The sequence below is a fragment of the Streptomyces sp. NEAU-sy36 genome, from assembly GCF_013423905.1.
In the GTDB taxonomy this organism is placed as follows: domain Bacteria; phylum Actinomycetota; class Actinomycetes; order Streptomycetales; family Streptomycetaceae; genus Streptomyces; species Streptomyces misionensis.
In genome coordinates, this window is record NZ_CP058977.1 from 3487545 (window position 1) to 3507968 (window position 20424).

Genomic DNA, 20424 nt, shown 5'->3' on the forward strand with positions numbered 1-20424 from the left:
AAAATGACCCGCTACGCCGACATCCCCAAACCCATCCGCTCCGGCCTCGTCGTCGTCGACCCCGATCACGGCACTCCCCAGCGCGTCATCGTCCTCCAGTTCAACCCCGACACCCTGGAACGCAGCATCACGCCCCAGTCCGCCGGGGACAGCGGGGACGCCGGGGGTGGGGGGACAGGCAGTGGGGACCGGAACGAGGCGTTGAGGCTCAAGGGGCCCGCGCAGGAGACGTGGAAGTTCACCGCCGAGATCGACGCCACCGATCAGCTGGAGGTCGCCGCGCCGGACGGGATTCACCCGCAGCTCGCCGCGCTGGAGATGCTGGTGCAGCCGACCACCGCGCAGTTGCGCGCCGCGACCCGGCTGACGCAGAAGGGCAGCATCGAGATCAGTCCGATCGAGATGCCGCTGACCCTGTTCACCTGGGGGAGCAAGCGGGTCATGCCGGTGCGGCTCACCGACCTGTCCGTCAACGAGTCGGCGTTCGACGTGAACCTCAACCCGATCCGGGCCTCGCTCGGCATCGGGATGAAGATCCTCACCGTCAGCGATCTGCCGGCGGGCCACCGGGGCGCGGATCTGTACATGGCGCACCTGGCGCAGAAGGAACGGCTGGCGGCCGCCGCGCGCGGTGGCGGCCTCGGTGCACTGGGCCTCGGCGGCGCCGACCTCGTGACCGGAAGAGGTTGAGGAGGACATGGCGGAGATCGAGCCGTACGAGAGCGCCCTGGACTCGATACCGGGTGCCCATCCCTACCCGCGCACCAGTCGGTACCACGATGCGGAGATCGGTGTGCACAGGCGCGCCGACGGGACCGAAGTGCGGTACACCAAGCGGCGGTTGCTGCCCCCGCTCACCGAGGAGACCGAGCCGCACGTGGTCGGGGCGGGGGAGCGTCCCGACCTGCTCGGGCAGCGCTTCCTCGGCGACCCCGGCCAGTGGTGGCGGATCGCCGACGCCAACCCGGTCCTGGACCCCAGGGAGTTGACGGACGAGCCGGGACGGGTCATCGGCATCCCGCCGGCCGGCGGATTCGCCCGCGGGGAGCGCCGTGTCTGAACAGCCCGTGGGGCAGGGCCCCGTACACATCCAGCTCCTCATGGGGCCCAAGCTGGCCCGCCCGGTCCCGCTGGAGGTCGCCGAGGCGCTGCTGTCCGCGCAGATCACGGCCACGGCCGGGGAGCGGAGCGGTTTCCAGTTCGCCTTCGATCTCACCAAGAACGGGCTGCTCAACCAACGGCTGCTGCCCGAGGGCTTCTTCGACCCGAAGATCCGCGTCATCCTCACCGTCAGCGTCCGCGGCACCCCCGAAGTGCTCTTCGACGGGCTGATCGTGCGCCAGGAGGTCGGCGCCAGCAACCTCCCCGGCCACTCCACCCTCACCGTCACCGGCGAGGACCTGACGCTCCTCATGGACCTGGAGGAACGCACCGCGCCCTACCCCAACCTGCCGCCTTCCCAGCGGGTGCTGGCGATCCTGCGCCGGTACTCCGACTACGGCATCCGCCCCGACGTCTACCAGGAGAAGATCCCCCAGCCCCCGCACCAGGACCTGCGCGTCCACTACCAGACCGGCACCGACCTCCAGTACGTCACCGAACTGGCCCGCGCCAACGGCTACACCTTCTATCTGGAGCCCGGACCCAACCCCGGCCAGTCCGCGGCGCGCTGGGGCCCGGAGGTACGGATCGGGCTGCGCCAGCACGCCCTCAACGTCAACATGGACGCCCTGTCCACCGTGGACCAGCTGACCTTCGCCTACGACGGCACCGCCCGCGAGGAGCCCCAGGCGCGCTGGCAGGACCCCGGCACCCGCCAGTCCACCCTGCTGCCCCAGCCGCCGATCAGCCCCCTGCGCCCGCCGCTCGGCCGCCGGGCCACCCCCGCGCTGAAACGCAGGACCCTCTCGGGCACCGCCAAGCAGCAGCGCGAGCAGGCCGAGGCCGAACTCCTCGCCCGCGCCGCCGTGTCCGCCGACGTCATCTCCGGCTCCGGCTCCCTCGACGTCAACCGGCACGGCTACCTCCTCCAGCCGCGCCGGCTCGTCGGCGTCCGCGGCGCCGGGCGGGCGTACGACGGCGACTACTACGTCAAGTCCGTCACCCACAACCTCCGTCCGGGCTCCTTCCAGCAGAACTTCACCCTCTCCCGGGAGGGCCTCGAAGCACGCGGCGACACCGTCCGGCCGTGACACACCCCACCGAGCGACCAGGAGAGCACCCCGACCATGGCGGCACCCAGCAATCGCTACCTCGGCAAGTTCCGCGGCCGGGTGGTCGGCAACGACGACCCGTTGCGGCTCGGCCGGATCACGGCCGAGGTCCCGGACGTCCTCGGTGACGAGCCGTCCACCTGGGCGCTGCCCTGCCTGCCGTTCACCGGGCCCGAGTCCGGGCAGTTCGTGGTGCCGCCGCCCGGGGCCGGAGTCTGGGTGGAGTTCGAGCAGGGTGACCCCAGCTTCCCGGTGTGGACCGGGTGCTGGTACGGCGACGCGAGCGAACTGCCGCCCGACGCCCGCCGCGAGCTCCAGGCCGGCGCGGCGAGCAAACCGGTGGTCGTACAGACACCGGGCGCCCACAAGATCGTCCTCAACGACACCGCCGGCGCCGAGCAGGGCATCCTCCTGCAGGCCCAGGGCGGCGCCTACATCCGCATCACCAGGGAAGCGGTGGTCATCGCCACCGGCGCGGGTGCCGAGATCACCCTGCGCGGCAGCGAAGTGACCATCAACCAAGGCCAGTTGACCGTCCAGTCCAAGCGATAGGCAAACGGGGGAGAAGAGTTGTCCGGGAGTCTGCTCCACGCGGGCGCCGTGATCGGCTGCCCGCACGGCGGCCGCGCCACACCTGTCACCACACCCTCCGGCGGCGTCCGCGTCGACGGTGCCGCCGTGGCCACCGCCGACCACGCCTACGTCGTCGCCGGCTGCCCGCACACCTTCGACGACGTGCCCTCGCCGTGCGTGTCCGTCCGCTGGAGCGCCGCCGACACCGGCGTCACCGCCGACGGCGCGCCCGTGCTGCTCGACACCTGTGCCGCCCAGTGCTTCAGCGCGGCCCTCGTTCCGCAAGGACCTCCCGTCGTCCAGGCCGTGCAGCGAAAGGTCACCGTCCGATGAGGCCGCCGAGTCACCGAGCCCGCCCGCGCAGCGACATCGCGTTCCCGTTCCACGCCGACCGCCGCGGCCGCACCGCGCACGCCCGCCCCGCCGAGCACGTCCACGACCTCGTCGAACAGCTGCTGTTCACCAGCCCCGGCGAGCGCGTCATGCGCCCCGACTTCGGCTGCGGGCTGCTCGACCTGGTCTTCGCGCCGGCCGCCCCCGAACTGGTCAGCACCCTCGAACTCTCCGTCCAGGCCGCCCTCCAGCGCTGGCTGGGCGACCTGATCGAGGTGGTGTCCCTGGACATCGCCTGCGACGACGACACCGTACGCGCCCGGCTGTCCTACCTGGTCCGTGCCACGGGCGCCGTCCGGGAGGACCTCTTCGAGGGGAGGGCGGCATGAGCGCGGGGGCCACCCGGCGGGCCAAGGTGCGCGCCGCCCACCTCAACGGGGTCGACGCCGTGGAGGTGAGCGACGACGGGCTGCTGCTCACCGTCACCTTCCTCGGCAAGGCACCCGGCGGCCTCGGCCCCGAGAACGTCCGCATCGACGGCGGCCGCCGCGTCACCGGCCTCACCGCCGTGGACGTCAGCGTGGAACGCGAGGAGGACCCCGAACTGGACGACCGGCTCCACGTCACCCTCGACCGGGCCGGCGACACCTCCCGCTACCGGCTGTCCCTGGTGGAGGCAGACCCCTACGGCAGGCCGGGCACCGAGCCGTACCACGGCTTCGACCAGCGGTACTGCGGTGCGGAGTTCCGTTTCCGGCCCGACTGCCCCAGCCCCTTCGACTGCGTGCGCGAGGACGCGCCCAGCGCCGCCCTCCCGGCCGCGCCCGTGATCGACTACACGGCCCGCGACTACGACACCATCCGCAAGCTCCTGCTCGACCGGCTCGCGCTGACCACCCCCGACTGGGCCGAGCACAACCCCGCCGACCTGGGCACCACCCTGGTGGAACTGCTCGCCTACGCCGGCGACCAGATCAGCTACCAGCAGGACGCCGTCGCCACCGAGGCCTACCTCGACACCGCGCGCCGCCGCGTCTCCGTGCGCCGGCACGTCCGGCTCATCGACTACGCGATGCACGACGGCTGCAACGCCCGCGCCTATGTGACCGTCCAGACCGCCGCCGACCACACCCTGGCACCCGGCACCTACCGCTTCGCCTCGGTCGACGTACGCACCCTCGACCCGCACGACCGTCCCGAACCGGGCACGGTCATCGACGAGAACGACCTCGGCGACCTCGACGAGCGCGGCTCCGTGGAGGTCTTCGAACCCGTCGTCGCCGCCGAGCCGCTCGAACTGCGGGTCGCGCACAACGCGATCCGGCTGTGGACCTGGGACGGCGAGGTGTGCGAGCTGCCCGTCGGCGCCACCGCCGCCACCCTGCGCGACGAGTGGGCGGACCCCGGATCCCGCCGGGGCCGCAGACTCGCCCTGAAGCCGGGCGACGTGCTGATCCTGGAGGAGGTCAAGGGCCCGCGCACCGGCACCCCGGGCGACGCCGACCCCGCCCACCGGCAGGCCGTCCGCCTCACCTCCGTCACCCACGGCCTCGACCGCGTCGAGGACCAGCCCGTGCTGGAGGTCACCTGGGCCGCCGAGGACGCCCTGCGCCTGCCGTTCCGCCTGACCACCCGGGGCGGACCCGACTGCCTGCCCGTCGAGGACGTCACCGTGGCCCGCGGCAACGCCGTCCTCGTGGACCACGGCCGCTCCGGCACCGTCGAGACGGTCACCGTGCCCCCGGCCCCGGCCGTCGTGGCGCCCTGCGGCCCGCCCGGCGCGGGATGCGAGGACCCTGAGCGGGGCAACGCCCCCGCACGGCTCATCACCGCGCTGACGGACCGTGCCGAAAGCGGCCGGGCACTGCGCCCGGACGACGTCCGCGAGCTGTTCGACGTCGTGGGGGAGCCGGCCGTCCTGCGTGCCGGGATCGGACTGGAACGGGCCGGGCAACGCCACGAGCACGTGGTGCCCGGCACGGCGTACGCACAGGCCGCGGCCCTGCGGACGCTGCTCGCCCAGAGCGTCTACCCGGGGATCGCGCCGCGCCTGCGCCCCGTGCTCGGCCGGGCTCCCGTCACCCAGGCCGTGCCGTTCCCCGACCCGGCCGCGGTCGCGGCCGCGCAGGCCGAACGGATCGCCGCGATCCCGGACCGGGTCCGGCAGCGGCTGGTCGAGCTGTGGCGCAGTGCCCGCGACCGCGACGGGCTCGCCGAGGACGAGATCACCGAACTCGGCGTGCTCTTCGGCCTGAAACTGCTGGAACGGCTGGCACTGCGCCGTCACCCCGTCCGCGTCCTGCGCGAACTGCTGCACCGCGGCGACGAGTTGCTCGGAACCAAGCTGCGGCGCATCGCCGTCCTCACCGCCCGGGCCCGCGCCGGCACCGTCCTCGACGCCCACATCGCCTGGGAGATCGCGCACAGTTGGGGACCTGCCTACGCCGCCGGACTGCACCCCGAGGAGCCGGTGCTGCGCGGCCCGGCGAGTGCCGCGCTCGCCCAGGACCCGCGCCGCGCCCTGCCCGCCGTACGCCTCAGCGACGGCGAGGCGGTGTGGGAGCCGCGCCGCGACCTGCTCGACAGCGCACCCCGCGACCGGCACTTCGTCGGCGAGCTGGAGGACGACGGGCGGCTCGCCCTGCGCTTCGGCGACGGACGGCACGGCGCCGTGCCTGCTCCAGGGGCACGCCTCGCGGCGCGCTACCGCCTCGGCGGCGGCAGCGCGGGCAACGTGGGCGCCGAGGCCATCAACCATCTCGTCGTGGCGGCGGGCGAGCCCGGCGAGCCGGTACCGGCCGCCACCGTGCGCAATCCGCTGCCGGCCACCGGCGGCACCGAGCCCGAACCCGTCGAGCAGGTACGCCAGTCGGCGCCCCTTGACCTGCGCCGCACCCGGCTGCGCGCCGTCACCGCCGCCGACTACGCGGCGCTCGCCTCCGCCCTGCCCGGTGTGCAGCGGGCCGCCGCCGACCTCCGCTGGACCGGCAGCACGCAGGAGGCCCACATCGCCGTCGACGCGTACGGCGGCCCCCCGTCGCCGCGGCTGCTCGACGCGGTGGCCCAGGCCCTGGAGACGTACCGGCGCATCGGCCACGACCTGGTGGTCGGCCCGGCCCGGCCGGTGCCGCTGGACATCGCACTGCGGGTGTGCGCCCGGCCCGGACACCAGCACGGGCAGATCCTGGCCGATCTGTACCGCGTCCTCGGCAGCGGCCGGCTGCCCGGCGGACGGCTCGGCTTCTTCCACCCGGACGCCCTGACCTTCGGCGAACCCGTACGGCTCAGCCGCCTGGTCGCCGTCGCCGCGGCCGTCCCCGGCGTGGAGAGCGTCGAAGTGACGCGGCTGCGGCGGCTGTCCGGGCCGGACCGAGGAGAGAGGGAGGACGGCGTGCTGCGGATCGGCCCGCTGGAGATCGCCACCTGCGACAACGACCCCGACCGGCCCGAACAGGGACGGCTGGGGATCACCCTGGGAGGCACCCGATGAGCCGGTCCTGCTCCTGCGGCGGCGCGTGCGGCGGCCACGACGAGCGCACCGCCCCCGCCCCCCTGCACAACCCGCCCGGCCGCACCGCCCTCGACTACCGCGTCGGCGAGTACGGCACCTTCCTCGCCGCCCTCCTCGACCGGCTCGCCTCACCCGCGTACCCGGCGCTCGCCGGGCTCACCGTACGCACCCCCGACGACCCGGCCGTGGGACTCCTCGACGCCGCCGCCGTCCTCGGCGACCTGCTCACCTTCCACTCCGAGCGGATCGCCGACGAGGCCTACCTGCGCACCGCCTTGGAGCACCGCTCCCTGGTCCTGCTGGGCCGGCTCGTCGGGCACCGACCGCGCCCCGGAGTCGCCGCCACCACCCATCTGGCGTACACCCTGGAACGCGACCCGCGCGCCGAGACCCTGGCGGTGCCGATCCCCCGCGGCGCCCGCAGCCACAGCGTGCCCGCCTCCGCCGACGAGCAGTCGCTGACCTTCGAGACCTCCCAGGACCTCACCGCCCGCTGGGACTGGAACGAACTGACGGTACGGCGCCGCCGGCCCTCCCTCATCACCCCCGACGACCTCGCCCGCCGCCCCGAACTGTTCGTGGAGGGCACGGCCGACTCCCTGCGGACCGGCGACCGGCTCCTCTTCGTCTTCGGTGAACAGGCGGGAGGAGAACGGAAGCTGCTGCCGATCGCGGGCGTCCGCGTCGACCGTGCGGAAGGGATCACCGCGCTCACCCTGCCCCGGTCGGCCCCGCCCACGCTCAAGGAGCTGGTGGACGAGGTACGACGCTGGACCGCCGAGCCCGCGGCCCCCGGCGAACCCGGCGACGAGCCGCCGACCCCGGAGGTCCCCAACCCGCGGCCGGTCAGCCGTCTGATCGAGGACTTCGACGACCAGGTCCTCGCCCCGCTGCGCACCGGCCTCGACACCGTCGACACCCCGGAGAAGCTCGCCGGCCGGCTCGGCGAGCCGGTGGCCCGCCTGCGCGAGGCCGAGGTCCTGGCGGAGCCGTACGAAGACGTCGCGGCCTGGTTCGAGCAACTGGAGGCGGTGCTGACGGAACTGGCCGCACGCGCCCTGGCACTGGCTCCCGCCCAGCCCGTGCCCTCCGCGGACGGCCCCGCCCCGCGGGACGGCGGCGCCCCGCGGGCGCGGGCGAGCGCCCCCGCCCAGACCCGGCCCGGCAGCCACCCGGCACGGCCCGACCCCCGCGAAGCCGCCCTCCGCGCCCTGGACACCGTCCTCCCCGCCCTGCGCACCACCGCCCCCGCGCCCCGGCGGGAAACCCGCAGCCGTCGCCCCGGCACCGACACCGCCCGCCTGCTGACCGCCCTCGACCCCGGCCTGACCGGCCTCTACCCGGCCTGGCGCAGCGCCACCGCCTCGGCCACCGGCCCGCTGCTGCGGGCCCTGCTCGCGATGCGTGTCACCGCCGCCCCGTTCGGCGCGAACGCCCCCCTCAAGCCGGTCCAGGACGCCCGCGGCCGGGTCATCCGCACCGCCGACTGGCCGCTGACCGGCGCCGCGCTGGCGAGCATGCGCGTGGTGTACGACCCCGCGGGCAGGAGACCCGTCCGCGCCGAGTTCCAGTACGTCGAGGGCAGCAGTTCCGACCAGCGCGCCGAGAACCTGCCCGCCACCCAGCCGGTCACCTTCACACTGGGCCCCGGCCAGGTGGACCTGTCCACACGCGCCGCCCGCGACCACGAGCTGAGCCGGCTGACCCGCCGCCCGGCCGCCGCCGAGGAACCAGGCGTCACCGCCCGTCTGCACGCGGGCCTGCCCGAGGGCAGCCTCTTCGTCTCCCGGCCCGAGGACGACGGCACCGTGCACATCGCCCTGACCGACGGCACCGCCGAGCAGTTCTCCCTGAAGCCCGGTGGCAACCGGCAGTTCACCCACGGCGAGTACCAGGTGAGCGTCGCCTACACGGTCGGCAGCACCGAACCGAACGTCGAGATCGTCATCGCGAGCAAACCCGCACCCCTCAACCGCCGCGTCCTGCAACTGGACAGCGTCCAGGACGGCATCACCGTCGGTGGCTGGGTGGCGATCGAGCGCCCGGCCAAGGGCACGGGCGTCCCCGGCGACGCCGCGCTCGCCCTCGTCACCACCCAGGTGACGGCGGTCCGCACAGCGGCGTACAGCAACTACGGCATCACCGGCCGCGGCACCGAACTCACCCTGGCCGACCCCTGGCTGGACGAGTTCGACGTGCTGCTCTCCCACATCCGCGACACCACCGTGCACGCGGCAGGCGAGCCGCTGCGCCCGGCCGACGAGCCGCTCGGCGAGGACGTGCACGGCAACGAGATCGAACTCGCCGAGCTGTACGACGGACTGCGCCCCGGCCGCACCCTCGTCGTGAGCGGTGAACGCACCGACGTACCCGGCGCGAGCGGGGTCACCGCGAGCGAGGTGGCCACCATCGCCGCCGCCGACCCGGCCGTCGACCCCGGGCTCCCCGGCGACCACGTGCACACCCGCCTCACCCTCACCGCGACCCTGGTCCACCGCTACCGCCGGTCGAGCGTGCGCGTCCTCGGCAACGTCGTCGCGGCCACCCACGGCGAGAGCCGCGAAGAGGCCATCGGCAGCGGCGACTCCGACCGCGTCAACCAGACCTTCGCCCTGTGGCAGTCCCCGCTGACCTGGCTCGCCGCCGACAATCCCCTCGGCGCCAGCCCGGTCCTGGAGATCCGCGTGGACGGTGTGCTCTGGCACGAGGTCGACAGCCTCGCCGGGCGCGGCCCCACCGAGCGCGTCTACATCACCGGCACGAACTCCGACGGCCGCACCACCGTGACCTTCGGCGACGGTGTCCACGGTGCCCGGCTGCCCAGCGGGCACGAGAACGTCCGCGCCCGCTACCGCTTCGGCACCGGCAAGGCCGCCGACGTCCCCGCCGAGCGGATCACCCAGCCGCTCACCCGCCCCCTCGGTGTCACCGCGGTCACCAACCCGCGGCCCGCGACCGGCGGTTCGGACGCGGACGGACCGGGCCTGACCCGGCGTACGATCCCGCTCGCCGTCTCCGCCCTGGACCGGCTGGTCTCCCCGGCCGACTACGAGGACTTCGCCCGTTCCCGCGCCGGCATCGGCCGGGCCAACGCCCGGGAACTCTTCGACGGACGGCGGCGGGTGCTCCATGTGACGGTCGCCGGCACGGACGACGTGCCGCTCGCCGACGACAACCTCCGCCCGCTGCGCGGCGCACTGACCGCGTACGGCGATCCCGACCTGCCGGTCCGGGTGGACGCGCGCGAACTCGTCCTGCTGCTGGTCTCCGCCAGGGTGAAACTCGCCCCGGACCACGCCTGGGAGACCGTCGAACCCCGGCTGCGGCAGGCGCTGTCGCTCCGCCTCGGCTACGAGGGGCGGGAGCTGGGCCGGCCCGCCCGGCTGTCGGAGGTGCTGGCCACCGCCCACTCCGTGCCCGGGGTCGACTACGTGGACGTCGACGTCTTCACGGGCGTGCCCGCCTCCGCCACCCCGGACCGGCTCACCGCGCTGCTCGCCGGTCCCGGCACCCCGCGGGCGTCGGTCCCCGCGCACCCGGCGGCCTACGACGAGCAGACCTACACGGTCCGCGACGCGGGCGGCGAGACCCTGTCGTCGGTCTGCGCCCGCCACGGCATCCCGCTCGACCGGCTGCTGCGCCTCAACCCGGACATCACCGACACCCGGCGCCTGGCCAGGGGCCGGACGGTGGTCGTCTTCCGCGGCATCCGCCCGGCCCAGCTCGCCATGCTGTCGGCGCGGGCCGCGGACACCCTGATTCTCACGGAGGTCAAGTGATGTCCCCCGACGCCGATGCGCGCACGCCGGCCGACCGGCACCCCGACGGGCTCGCCGAACTGCTGCCCCGCGTCCACCGGTTGCGCGACGCCGAGGAGGGCGAACCGCTGCGCGCCCTGCTCGCGGTGATCGGCGAGCAACTGGACCGGGTCCGCGACGGCGTGCGGCAGGGTTACGAGGACCTGTTCGTCGAGACGGCCGCGCCCTGGGTGCTGCCCTACCTCGGCGACCTCGTCGGCTACCGCACCCTGCCCGGCTACGAGCGGGTCCTCACCACCGGCCTGCACGGCGGCGGCCGGGCGGCGCTCGCCGAGGCCGTCGCACCCCGCCGGGACGTGGCCGCCACGGTCGCCCAGCGGCGCCGCAAGGGCACCCTGCACCTGCTGGAGGAACTCTCCGAGCGGGTCGCCGGCTGGCCCGCCCGCGCCGTCGAACTCTCCCGGCACGTGGCCCACACCCAGCCGGTCAGGCTGGGCGTCAGCGGCCGGCGCGGGGAGCGCGGCCGGCTGCTCGACCTGAGGGACGGCTCGGCGCTCGCCCTCGCGGGCGGCCCCTTCGACACCACGTCCCGCACCGCCGACGTACGCCGCGCCGACTCGGCGAGGAGGCAGGGCGGCCGGACGCCGGCCGGGGTCGGGCTCTTCGTCTGGCGGCTCAAGCCGTACGCCCTCACCGCGTCCCCGGCCTACTGCGTCGACCGCGCCCGCAACCTCTACACCTTCTCCATCCTCGGCAACGACACCCCGCTGCTGACCCGCCCGGTGCCCGAACCCTCGCCCGCGCACCTTGCCACCGTGGACAACGTGCCCGCGTTCATCACCCGCCGGCTGCTGCACGACCGGCTCGCCGACTACTACGGCCCCGGCAAGAGCCTGTGCATCCGGCGCGACGGCGAGGACCGGCCCGTACCGCCCGAGGACATCGTCGTCGCCGACCTGTCCGACTGGCGCTACCGGCCCGGGCGCGGGCAGATCGCCGTCGACCCGGAGCTGGGCCGGATCGCGTTCGGCGCCCGCCGCGCGCCCCGCCAGGGCGTCTGGGTCGACTACCACCACGCCTTCGCCGCCGACATGGGCGGCGGCGAGTACGAGCGCCCCGACCGCGGGCCCCGTCCCGACGCCGACCTCTACCGGGTCGGCCCCGGCGGGCCGTACCGGCGGATCATGGACGCCTACCGGGCCTGGCAGGACGACCGCAGCCCCGGACGGACCGGCATCATCGAGATCACCCACAGCGGCGCCTACCAGGAGCAGCTGGACTTCGACCTCGACCCCGGCGACCGCCTCGAACTGCGCGCCGCCGAGGGCACCCGGCCGGTGATCCGGCTCCTCGACTGGTACAGCAACCGCCCCGACGCCCTCAACGTCCGCGCCGTGCACACCGACTGCGCCCCGCACGAACGGCCGCGCGTCGTCCTGGACGGCCTCCTCGTCGCCGGGCGCGGCATCAACGTCACCGGGCCCGTCGGCTCCGTCGTCGTCCGGCACTCCACGCTGGTGCCCGGCTGGTCGCTGGAGCCCGAGTGCGCGCCGCACTCACCCGACGAACCCAGCATCGTCCTCGAACGCACCACCGCCTGCCTGCGGATCGAGCACAGCATCCTCGGCACCATCGAGGTCATCGGCGACGAGGTGAGCGAGGACCCCCTCGACATCCGTCTGCGCGACAGCATCCTGGACGCCACCGGCGACGACCGCGCGGCCCTGTCCGCCCCCGACTGCCGCCACGCGCACGCCGTACTCCACCTGCGCCGCACCACCGTCATCGGTGAAGTCCACACGCACGCCGTGGAATTGGCCGAGAACTCCGTGTTCACCGGGCGGCTGCACGTGGCCCGGCGCGGCATCGGCTGCCTGCGCCACTGCCATGTGCCGCCCGGCTCGCGCACCCCGCGCCGCCACCGCTGCGACCTCGCCGGTCTCGGAAACGCGCGACACGTACGGCCGTTGTTCGCATCGAAACGCTACGGCACGCCCTGGTACGGCCAGTTGGCCGACCGGGGACCCGAGGAGATCAGGCGCGGCGCCGACGACGGCGGTGAACTCGGCGCGTTCCACGACCTGTACCGCCCCCAGCGGGAGGACGGACTCAGGGCCCGGCTCGCCGAGTACACACCCGCGATCGCGGACGCCGGGATCTTCTTCGTGACGTGAGCGGTGCCGCCGTACGACCCACCCGCAGACGTGAGAACCAGGGGGACCCCCTTCATGCACGCTGATCTCTCCCGCGCCACCTTCCGCCCGGAGCGGCACTACTCCGCGGTCCTCGCCCAGCAGGGCCGTGTCCAGCTGGACGCCGACCTGAACGAGCAGACCGCGATCCAGCTCCACCACGCCCGCACCCTCGCCGCCGACCTCGTCGGCCGGCACGGCGGACCCGCGGGCGACTGCGGCTTCCGCATCGAGTACGTGGGCGGCAGGCACGACATCGACACCCTGTACATCCACGGCGGCCGCTACTACGTGGACGGCATCCTGTGCGACGCGGACCGCCCCTCACCCGGTGTCCCCGTACCGGACGAGGACACCGGGGAGCAGCAGCCCGCCGGAGCGGACGCCTTCTGGGACTACTGGAACCAGCCCGACGGGTTCCGCGACCCCGAGCGGCCCGGCGACCGGCTGCCCTCGCCCGCCCGGTCGCCGTTCCTCGTCTACCTCCTGGTGTGGGAGCGGGCGGTCTCGGCGGCCGAGGACCCGCGGCTGCGCGAGGTCGCCCTCGGCGCGGCACTGCCCGACACCGCGGCCCGCGCCAAGGTCGTCTGGCAGGTGCTGCCGCTGCCCCTGACCGCGCTGGACATCGAGGACGCCGAACCGTCCCCGGGAGCCGTCCGCGACGCCTTCGAGACGTGGGCGAAGGCCCAGGCGGCGCCCTCCGCCCGGCTCGCCGCCCGCAGCGAGCGGCCCGAGCACGCCGACGAGGACCCCTGCCTGGTCCGCCCCGACGCCCGCTACCGGGGCCCGGAGAACCAGCTGTACCGGGTGGAGGTCCACGCGGGCGGCGAGGCGGCCGACGCCACCTTCAAGTGGTCCCGGGAGAACGGCTCGGTCGTCTTCTCGGTGGACGAACTCGACGGCACCTGGGTGCGGTTGGCGACGCTGGGCCTGGACTCCAAGCTCGATCTGGAGGTCGGTGACCACGTCGAGTTCACCGACACCGCGTACGCCTCCCGGCTGGAGGCCCTGCCCCTGCTGCGGGTCGAGGAACTGGACCTGCCCGGCTGCCGCGTCCGGCTCTCCGCCGAACCGGACCCGCGTGTGGGGCGCCTGCCGCACCTGCACCCGTTCCTGCGCCGCTGGGACCACCGCGAAGGGCCCCGGCGCAAGGGCCGCACCAACACGCTGAAGGGCGGCGCCGTGCCGCTCGCCGAGGGGGAGTGGCTGCCGCTGGAGGACGGCGTCGAGATCTACTTCGCCAAGAACGGCGCCTACCGCACCGGCGACCACTGGCTGATCCCCGCCCGCACCGCCACCGGAGGCGTCGAGTGGGACACGGACGCCGCCCGCCGCCCGCTGCTGAAGCCCCCGGCGGGCATCGTGCGGCACGTCGCCCCGCTGGCGCTGGTCACCGGCGAGGGCAGCACTGCCGACCTGCGCCGGGCCTTCGGCGCGCTCGCCGCGGACATCCCCCCGGCCGACCGGGCGGCCCTGGACGCCGAGGCCCGGGCCGCGCAGGAGGAGCGGGCCGCCGAGGCCGGCCCCGCCGAGGGCCGTTCCCAGACCACGGCGGCGGCGGAGGCCGCCGCGGAAGGAGACGAGTGATGGCGCAGCCGATGAGCGCGGCCAAGCTGCTGGAGGTCCTGCGCGCGGAGGGCCTGACGGTCCACGAGGTGCGCGACTGGCGCCACCACAACCGCAACACCAAAGGGCCCTGGGGTCCGGTGAACGGCGTGATGATCCACCACACCGTCACCTCGGGCACCGAGAACTCCGTGAACATCTGCTACGACGGCTACTCCGGCCTGCCGGGCCCGCTCTGCCACGGGGTCATCGACAAGGAGGGCCACGTCCACCTCGTCGGCAACGGCCGTGCCAACCACGCCGGGCTCGGTGACGGCGACGTGCTGCGGGCGGTCGTCAACGAGTCGAAGCTGCCGCAGGACAACCAGGCCGACGTCGACGGCAACCGGCACTTCTACGGATTCGAGTGCGTCAACCTCGGTGACGGCAAGGACCCTTGGCCGCAGGCGCAGAAGGAGGCCATCGAGAAGGTGGCCGCCGCGATCTGCCGGCACCACGGGTGGTCGGAGCGCTCCGTCATCGGCCACAAGGAGTGGCAGCCCGGCAAGCAGGACCCGCGGGGCTTCACCATGGACGGCATGCGGGCGCGCATCGCCGACCGGCTCGCGAGCAAGGGCAGCAAGGGGCCGGGCGGCCCCAGGCCCGGGCCCAAGCCCAGGTACGCGCCCTTCCCGGGCTCCGGCTTCTTCCACGCGGGGCAGAAGTCGCCCCTGATCACCGCCATGGGCCGCCGTCTGGTCGCCGAGGGCTGCGGCCGCTACGAGAAGGGCCCGAACCGCGAGTGGACCGAAGCCGACCGCAGGTCCTACGCGGCCTGGCAGCAGAAACTCGGCTACCGGGGCAAGGACGCGGACGGCATCCCGGGCCGGACCAGCTGGGACCGGCTGAAGGTACCGTCGGACTGACCGACCCACCGGCGGGGCGGGACCGCCGTCCCCCCGGCCCCGGGGCGCGGCCCCGCACGCCCACTACCCTGTGCCCATGGCCGTTCCGCGTGAGTTGCGTTCGCTCGATGACGTCCGGGCCGCGGCGAACGGTGACCCGCTCCTGCTGTGGGCGGCAGGCGACCTGCTCGGCGGCGCGCGGGCCTTCTTCCTCGGTGAGGCCGCGGCGGTGGCGGCCCCCGCCCTGTCCGGTCGCGACCGGCTCGCCGTCACCGGACCCGCCGACGCCGCCGCGGCCCTGATCCGCGCGCTCCTGCCCCGGCTCCGCCCCACCTTCCGGCCCGTCGGCGACGAGAGCCTCGTCCGCGACCTCGTGACCCGTCTTCCGGGACTGGTGTTCGTCGACGCCTTCGGCTGGATGCAGACGGAGACCGCCACCGGCCACGGGGACGGGGCCGCGTGGCTGACCCCGTCGGAGCACCCGGACGTCGCCCGGCTGCTGGCCGAGGCGTTCCCGAACTCCCATGCCCGGCCCGGCCGACCCGGCGTGCGCCGTTGGGCCGGGGTACGCGACGCCTCCGGGGCGCTGTCGGCGTGCGCCGCCGACGCCTGGAGCGCGCCCGGCGTCGGATTCCTCGCCGGAGTCGCCGCCGCCGAGCGGGCGCGCGGACGCGGCGCCGGCACGGCCGTGTGCGGCTTCCTCCTGGACCGCCTGGTCGCCGACCACGGCACGGCCGCCCTGATGGTCGACGGCTGGAACACCGCCGCCATCCGTCTCTACCGCCGCCTCGGACTGTCCTGGCGGCCACTCGCCGCCGCCCGGATCGCGGACCCGGTCCACCACCCCTGAGGGACCGCCCCACCGCCGGGCGATTGGTCTGCTCTTCACCTGGATCGGTCCAAGAGATGTTCAACGGATGGCTGGATCCAGGTCAAGGTGGGACACCCGGGGCCCTCGGCTCGGTCACGCTGCCTGCGGTGATCCCACTGCGTGTCCGGGTGGTCACCGCACGATCTCGATCTTGGTGGCCGGAAGCGGGCGTAGTGTTCAACAGAGCGTTGAAGCGACCCCATCTTCCCCGTTCCTCAAGGGCGTTGATGGCTCCTTCAGGTTTTTCACACAGGGAGAACACCCATGCCTACGGCGTCTCAGGCGGTGCGGCCCACGAGCTGGGGCCCGGTCGCCGTCGGGCGGACACAGGCGCGCGGAATCGCGCAGGTCGCGCTGAGCGCCAGCCCGTGGACGGGACTGCTGTTCCTCCTCGCGCTGTTCGCCGACGACTGGCGGATCGGCGTCTTCGGACTGCTCGGCACGGCGGCGTCCACCGGGACCGCCGCGGTGCTGCGCAGCGACCGGGACGGCCGCCTCGGACAGGGCCTCGAAGGGTACTGCGGCTGCCTCGTCGGCATCGCGCTCTTCGTCCAGCTCGGCGCCTCGTGGCGGACCGCGCTGCTCGCCGTCCTCGCGGCGGCGGTCTGCTCGGTGCTCGGCGCGGCGGCCGTCCGCTTCCTGGACCGCGCCGGACTGCCCGTGCTGACCGCCCCGTACTGCCTCGTCGCCGGCGTCATGGCGATCGCGCTGCCCGCGGCCTCGGCGGCCCACGCCGCTCCGGCCGCGCGGACCACCGGCCCGTCCCCGGCGGACCTCGGCCACGCCTTCTGCGACAACATCGGTCAGGTCTTCTTCCTCGACAAGTGGTACGCGGGCCTGATCGTGCTGGCCGGACTGCTCGTCACCTCCTGGCGGGTGGCGGTCGCCGCCGCCTGCGGCAGCGCCGTGGCGATCGTGACCGCCTGGGTCATGGGCCTGCCGGCCGACCGGCTGGCCGAGGGCCTCTACGGCTACAACGGAGTGCTCGTCGCCATCGCGCTGGCGGCGACCTTCCTCACCCCGACGCCCTGGACCGCCGGCTACGCCGTGCTCGCCGTCGTGGCCTCGGTTCCCTTCACCACCGCTTGGACGGCCTTTGCCCAGCCGTCCGGCGGATCACCTTTCACCTGGCCGTTCGTAGTGACGACCTGGCTCTTCCTGGGGGCCGCGCCGGCGATGGACCGGCCCGGCATGTCGTACGAGAAAGCGAAGTGACGCCATGAACCTCTCACCGCGCGAAATCGACAAGCTCCACGTCTACGTGGTGGCGGACCTGGCCCGGCGCCGCAGGGACCGGGGCACCAAGCTCAACTACAGCGAAGCGGCCGCGCTGATCACCGAGGCGGTGCTCGAAGCCGCCCGCGACGGGCACACCGTGGCCGAGTGCATGGAACTGGGCCGCAAGGTCGTCTCCGCCGACGACGTGATGCCCGGGGTGCGCGAGATGCTCACCGTCCTCCAGGTCGAGACGGCGTTCGTGGACGGCACGAAGCTGGTCACCTGCCACGACCCGATCAGCGCCTGACCCACCGCCTGAACCACCGAGGAGACCAACGATGTCGGGTGGAGCCCACTACCTCTACGGGGACGACCCCGTGGAGATCAACTCCGGCCGGGCCAAGGTCAGTCTCACCGTCGCCAACACCGGCGACCGAGCTGTCCAGATCGGCTCGCACTACCACTTCTTCGAGGCCAACCGCGCGCTGCGGTTCGACCGCGAGGCCGCGTACGGCATGCACCTGGACATCCCGTCCGGCACCGCCGTGCGCTTCGAACCCGGCGACACCCGCGAGGTCGAGCTGTGCGCCTTCGGCGGCACCCGACGGCTCGTCGGCTTCGCCGGACTCGTCAACGGCGGCCTGAACGCCGACGACACCCGGCGGGCCGCCCTGCGTCGCGTGACGCACCGGGGATTCGCCACCACCGGCGGCAGCGCCGACACCGAGAACGAGGGAGCCGACCACTGATGGCGATCATCCCGCGCCGGCAGTACACCGACCTGTTCGGCCCCACCGTGGGCGACCGGTTCCACCTGGCCGACACCAATCTGGTCGTCGAGGTCGAGTACGACCACAACGCCGGCTCCTACGGCGACGAGGCCGTCTACGGCGGCGGCAAGGCCATCCGGGACGGCATGGCACAGGACCCGGCCGCGCTGAACCGCGAGGGCGCCCTCGACCTGGTGATCACCAACGTCGTGGTCCTCGACCCGGTCCTGGGCGTCGTCAAGGGCGACATCGGTGTCCGCGACGGCCTGATCGTCGGGGTCGGCAAGGCCGGCAACCCCCATGTACAGAACGGTGTGGACCCCAAGCTGGTGATCGGGCCCGGCACCGAGGTGATCTCCGGCGAGCACCTGATCGCCACCGCCGGCGGCATCGACAGCCACATCCACTTCATCTCGCCCCAGCAGGCCCAGGAGGGCCTGTCCAACGGCATCACCACCTTCTTCGGCGGCGGCACCGGACCGACCGACGGCAGCAACGGCACCACCTGCACCCCCGGCCCGTGGAACATCCACCGGATGCTGGAGGCCGCCGAGGACCTGCCGGTCAACGTCGGCCTGCTCGGCAAGGGCAACGGCAGCCTGCCCGGGGCGCTGCGCGAGCAGGTCGACGCGGGGGTCGCGGGCCTGAAGGTGCACGAGGACTGGGGCGCCACCCCCGCCGCCATCGACAACGCGCTGCGGATCGCCGACGAGTACGACGTACAACTCGCCATCCACACCGACACCCTCAACGAGGGCGGCTTCTTCGAGGACACCCTGTCCGCGATCGATGGCCGGACCATCCACACGTTCCACACCGAGGGCGCGGGCGGCGGTCACGCCCCCGACATCATGCGGGTCTCCGGCGAGCCCAACGTGCTGCCGGCCTCGACCAACCCCACCCTGCCGTACACCATCAACTCGGTGGACGAACTGCTGGACATGGTGATGGTCTGCCACCACCTCTCCCGCAACATCCCCGAGGACGTCTCGTTCGCCGACAGCCGGGTGCGGGCCGAGACCATCGCGGCCGAGACGGTGCTGCACGACCTCGGCGTGATCAGCATCTTCTCCTCCGACTCCCAGGCCATGGGCCGGGTCGGCGAGTCCTTCGCCCGCGCCTTCCAGACCGCGCACCACTGCAAGGAGATGCGCGGCACGCTGGCCGAGGACAGCTCCCGCAACGACAACGCGCGCGTCCTGCGCTACCTCGCGAAGCTCACCATCAACCCCGCGATCGCGGTGGGCGCCGCCGATGTGATCGGCTCGCTGGAGCCCGGCAAGCTCGCCGACATCGTGCTCTGGCCGATCCACTCCTTCGCCGCCAAGCCCAAGCTGGTCATCAAGGGCGGCATGGTGAACTGGGCGCTGATGGGCGACCCCAACGCCTCCCTGCCGACGCCCCAACCGGTCTACTACCGGCCCATGTTCGGCTCCTACGGCCGGGCCCGGCAGCGCACCTCGGTCACCTTCATGTCCCAGGCGTCCATCGCCGCCGGCGTCCCCGGCGAGCTGGACCTGCGACGCCGGATCGAGCCGGTGCGGCGCTGCCGGACCATCGGCAAGCAGCACATGGTCCGCAACGACGCGCTGCCGCGCATCGAGGTGGACCCGGAGACCTACAAGGTCACCGTGGACGGCGAGCCCGCCACCATCGAGCCCGCCGAACGCCTCCCGCTCAACCAGCTCTTCTACATCGTCTGACCCGCCCGGCACCGGCCCCGGGGCGCCGCTCGCGCCCCGTGTCCGGACCGCGGCGGGCGCCCATCCGGCAGGAACGGAGACCCGGTGTGAACGACCCGATGCCGACCCAGGCGCTGCTGACCGGGCTCCAGCTCACGGACTCGGCCTTCCCCAGCGGCTACTACACCCTCTCGCACGGCCTGGAGGGCTTCCAGCAGGCCCGCGCGGTCACCCCGCGGAGCCTGCCCGCCCTCCTGCACGACCTGCTCCGGCACAGCGCGGGACCGGCCGACGCGACCGCCCTCGCCCTCGTCCACCGCGCGGTCGGCACCGAGGACTGGGACCAAGTGGTGGCCGTGGAACGGCGGTTGTACGCCACCAAGCTGGGCCGGGAGGCCCGCCAGGCCGTCGTCCGCACCGGCCGGCAACTGCTCGACCTGGCCGGCGAGGTCTACGGCACGCCACCGATCGAGCACTACCGGACCCTGTACCGCGCGGGCACGGTGCGCGGCTGCCAGCCGGTCGTCGCGGGCGTCGTCCACGCGGCGGCCGGGCTCACCACCCGGCAGGCGGTCACCTGCGAGCTGTTCGCCTTCGCGGCCAGCTTCGTGGGTGCCGCCCTGCGCCTGCGGCTCACCGACCACCGCCGGGCCCAGGTCGTGCTGCACGGCGCCGCCCCGGTGATCGAGGAGACCGTCGAGGCGGCCCTGCGCCGGGAGTTGCCCGATCTGGGCGGCTGCGTGCCCGTCGCGGACGTGATGGCGGGCCGGCACGAACGCGCGGAGGCACGGCTCTTCGCGAGCTAGGACCTTCAGGGCTTTCCGCCGGAACCGCACCCGACAAGACACACCAT

General features: G+C 73.9%; 17 protein-coding genes. All 17 read left to right on the forward strand.

Annotated features, from left to right (window positions below; all coding sequences use genetic code 11):
* Nucleotides 1-3: 3 nt before the first annotated feature.
* The 17 genes from HZZ00_RS16100 to HZZ00_RS16180 all read left to right on the forward strand — a co-directional run bounded on the left by HZZ00_RS16100 (nucleotide 4) and on the right by HZZ00_RS16180 (nucleotide 20377).
* A complete protein-coding gene (locus HZZ00_RS16100) occupies nucleotides 4-690 on the forward strand; it encodes a hypothetical protein (protein WP_180332827.1) in 687 nt (228 codons plus the stop codon).
* A 7-nt stretch (nucleotides 691-697) separates the two neighbouring features.
* Nucleotides 698-1060: a hypothetical protein gene (locus HZZ00_RS16105; protein ID WP_180332828.1), complete on the forward strand. Its 363-nt coding sequence runs from the start codon at nucleotides 698-700 to the stop codon at nucleotides 1058-1060.
* Entirely contained in the window at nucleotides 1053-2192 is a 1140-nt protein-coding gene (locus tag HZZ00_RS16110) for a hypothetical protein (protein ID WP_180332829.1), read from the forward strand. The genes HZZ00_RS16105 and HZZ00_RS16110 overlap by 8 nt, the downstream gene beginning before the upstream one ends.
* Nucleotides 2193-2228: 36 nt before the next feature.
* Entirely contained in the window at nucleotides 2229-2765 is a 537-nt protein-coding gene (locus HZZ00_RS16115; RefSeq protein WP_180332830.1) for a phage baseplate assembly protein V, read from the forward strand.
* 18 nt (nucleotides 2766-2783) lie between these two features.
* Nucleotides 2784-3119, forward strand: coding sequence for a hypothetical protein (locus HZZ00_RS16120; protein ID WP_180332831.1), 336 nt, complete (start codon nucleotides 2784-2786; stop codon nucleotides 3117-3119).
* Nucleotides 3116-3508, forward strand: coding sequence for a GPW/gp25 family protein (locus HZZ00_RS16125; RefSeq protein WP_180332832.1), 393 nt, complete (start codon nucleotides 3116-3118; stop codon nucleotides 3506-3508). The genes HZZ00_RS16120 and HZZ00_RS16125 overlap by 4 nt, the downstream gene beginning before the upstream one ends.
* Nucleotides 3505-6609, forward strand: a complete 3105-nt coding sequence (locus tag HZZ00_RS16130; protein ID WP_180332833.1) for a putative baseplate assembly protein — start codon at nucleotides 3505-3507, stop codon at nucleotides 6607-6609. The genes HZZ00_RS16125 and HZZ00_RS16130 overlap by 4 nt, the downstream gene beginning before the upstream one ends.
* The gene (locus HZZ00_RS16135) at nucleotides 6606-10409 is read left to right on the forward strand and encodes a putative baseplate assembly protein (RefSeq protein ID WP_180332834.1); all 3804 of its coding nucleotides are present in this window, start codon (nucleotides 6606-6608) and stop codon (nucleotides 10407-10409) included. The genes HZZ00_RS16130 and HZZ00_RS16135 overlap by 4 nt, the downstream gene beginning before the upstream one ends.
* Nucleotides 10409-12562: a hypothetical protein gene (locus HZZ00_RS16140; RefSeq protein ID WP_180332835.1), complete on the forward strand. Its 2154-nt coding sequence runs from the start codon at nucleotides 10409-10411 to the stop codon at nucleotides 12560-12562. Before HZZ00_RS16135 ends, HZZ00_RS16140 begins: the two co-directional genes overlap by 1 nt.
* A 54-nt stretch (nucleotides 12563-12616) precedes the next feature.
* Nucleotides 12617-14167 carry a DUF6519 domain-containing protein gene (locus tag HZZ00_RS16145; RefSeq protein WP_180332836.1) on the forward strand — a complete coding sequence of 517 codons (1551 nt, stop codon included), beginning with the start codon at nucleotides 12617-12619 and terminating at the stop codon, nucleotides 14165-14167.
* Entirely contained in the window at nucleotides 14167-15051 is an 885-nt protein-coding gene (locus tag HZZ00_RS16150) for a peptidoglycan-binding protein (RefSeq protein WP_180332837.1), read from the forward strand. The genes HZZ00_RS16145 and HZZ00_RS16150 overlap by 1 nt, the downstream gene beginning before the upstream one ends.
* Before the next feature lie 76 nt (nucleotides 15052-15127).
* The gene (locus HZZ00_RS16155) at nucleotides 15128-15880 is read left to right on the forward strand and encodes a GNAT family N-acetyltransferase (protein WP_180332838.1); all 753 of its coding nucleotides are present in this window, start codon (nucleotides 15128-15130) and stop codon (nucleotides 15878-15880) included.
* 285 nt (nucleotides 15881-16165) lie between these two features.
* A complete protein-coding gene (locus tag HZZ00_RS16160; protein WP_180332839.1) occupies nucleotides 16166-17116 on the forward strand; it encodes an urea transporter in 951 nt (316 codons plus the stop codon).
* A gap of 4 nt (nucleotides 17117-17120) precedes the next feature.
* A complete protein-coding gene (locus HZZ00_RS16165) occupies nucleotides 17121-17426 on the forward strand; it encodes an urease subunit gamma (protein WP_070029403.1) in 306 nt (101 codons plus the stop codon).
* Nucleotides 17427-17457: 31 nt separating this feature from the next.
* Nucleotides 17458-17868 carry an urease subunit beta gene (locus HZZ00_RS16170; RefSeq protein ID WP_180332840.1) on the forward strand — a complete coding sequence of 137 codons (411 nt, stop codon included), beginning with the start codon at nucleotides 17458-17460 and terminating at the stop codon, nucleotides 17866-17868.
* Entirely contained in the window at nucleotides 17868-19592 is a 1725-nt protein-coding gene (gene ureC, locus HZZ00_RS16175; RefSeq protein ID WP_180332841.1) for an urease subunit alpha, read from the forward strand. Before HZZ00_RS16170 ends, ureC begins: the two co-directional genes overlap by 1 nt.
* A 98-nt stretch (nucleotides 19593-19690) precedes the next feature.
* The gene (locus HZZ00_RS16180) at nucleotides 19691-20377 is read left to right on the forward strand and encodes an urease accessory protein UreF (protein ID WP_180333541.1); all 687 of its coding nucleotides are present in this window, start codon (nucleotides 19691-19693) and stop codon (nucleotides 20375-20377) included.
* The last annotated feature ends 47 nt before the right edge of the window (nucleotides 20378-20424 follow it).

Excerpts from the sequence above, each read along its gene's own strand:
- HZZ00_RS16100 (WP_180332827.1), top strand. The coding sequence starts at position 4 with ATGACCCGCTACGCCGACATCCCCAAACCCATCCGCTCCGGCCTCGTC.
- HZZ00_RS16105 (WP_180332828.1), top strand. The coding sequence starts at position 698 with ATGGCGGAGATCGAGCCGTACGAGAGCGCCCTGGACTCGATACCGGGT.
- HZZ00_RS16115 (WP_180332830.1), top strand. The coding sequence starts at position 2,229 with ATGGCGGCACCCAGCAATCGCTACCTCGGCAAGTTCCGCGGCCGGGTG.
- HZZ00_RS16125 (WP_180332832.1), top strand. The coding sequence starts at position 3,116 with ATGAGGCCGCCGAGTCACCGAGCCCGCCCGCGCAGCGACATCGCGTTC.
- HZZ00_RS16130 (WP_180332833.1), top strand. The coding sequence starts at position 3,505 with ATGAGCGCGGGGGCCACCCGGCGGGCCAAGGTGCGCGCCGCCCACCTC.
- HZZ00_RS16135 (WP_180332834.1), top strand. The coding sequence starts at position 6,606 with ATGAGCCGGTCCTGCTCCTGCGGCGGCGCGTGCGGCGGCCACGACGAG.
- HZZ00_RS16140 (WP_180332835.1), top strand. The coding sequence starts at position 10,409 with ATGTCCCCCGACGCCGATGCGCGCACGCCGGCCGACCGGCACCCCGAC.
- HZZ00_RS16145 (WP_180332836.1), top strand. The coding sequence starts at position 12,617 with ATGCACGCTGATCTCTCCCGCGCCACCTTCCGCCCGGAGCGGCACTAC.
- HZZ00_RS16150 (WP_180332837.1), top strand. The coding sequence starts at position 14,167 with ATGGCGCAGCCGATGAGCGCGGCCAAGCTGCTGGAGGTCCTGCGCGCG.
- HZZ00_RS16155 (WP_180332838.1), top strand. The coding sequence starts at position 15,128 with ATGGCCGTTCCGCGTGAGTTGCGTTCGCTCGATGACGTCCGGGCCGCG.
- HZZ00_RS16160 (WP_180332839.1), top strand. The coding sequence starts at position 16,166 with ATGCCTACGGCGTCTCAGGCGGTGCGGCCCACGAGCTGGGGCCCGGTC.
- HZZ00_RS16165 (WP_070029403.1), top strand. The coding sequence starts at position 17,121 with ATGAACCTCTCACCGCGCGAAATCGACAAGCTCCACGTCTACGTGGTG.
- HZZ00_RS16170 (WP_180332840.1), top strand. The coding sequence starts at position 17,458 with ATGTCGGGTGGAGCCCACTACCTCTACGGGGACGACCCCGTGGAGATC.
- ureC (WP_180332841.1), top strand. The coding sequence starts at position 17,868 with ATGGCGATCATCCCGCGCCGGCAGTACACCGACCTGTTCGGCCCCACC.
- HZZ00_RS16180 (WP_180333541.1), top strand. The coding sequence starts at position 19,691 with ATGCCGACCCAGGCGCTGCTGACCGGGCTCCAGCTCACGGACTCGGCC.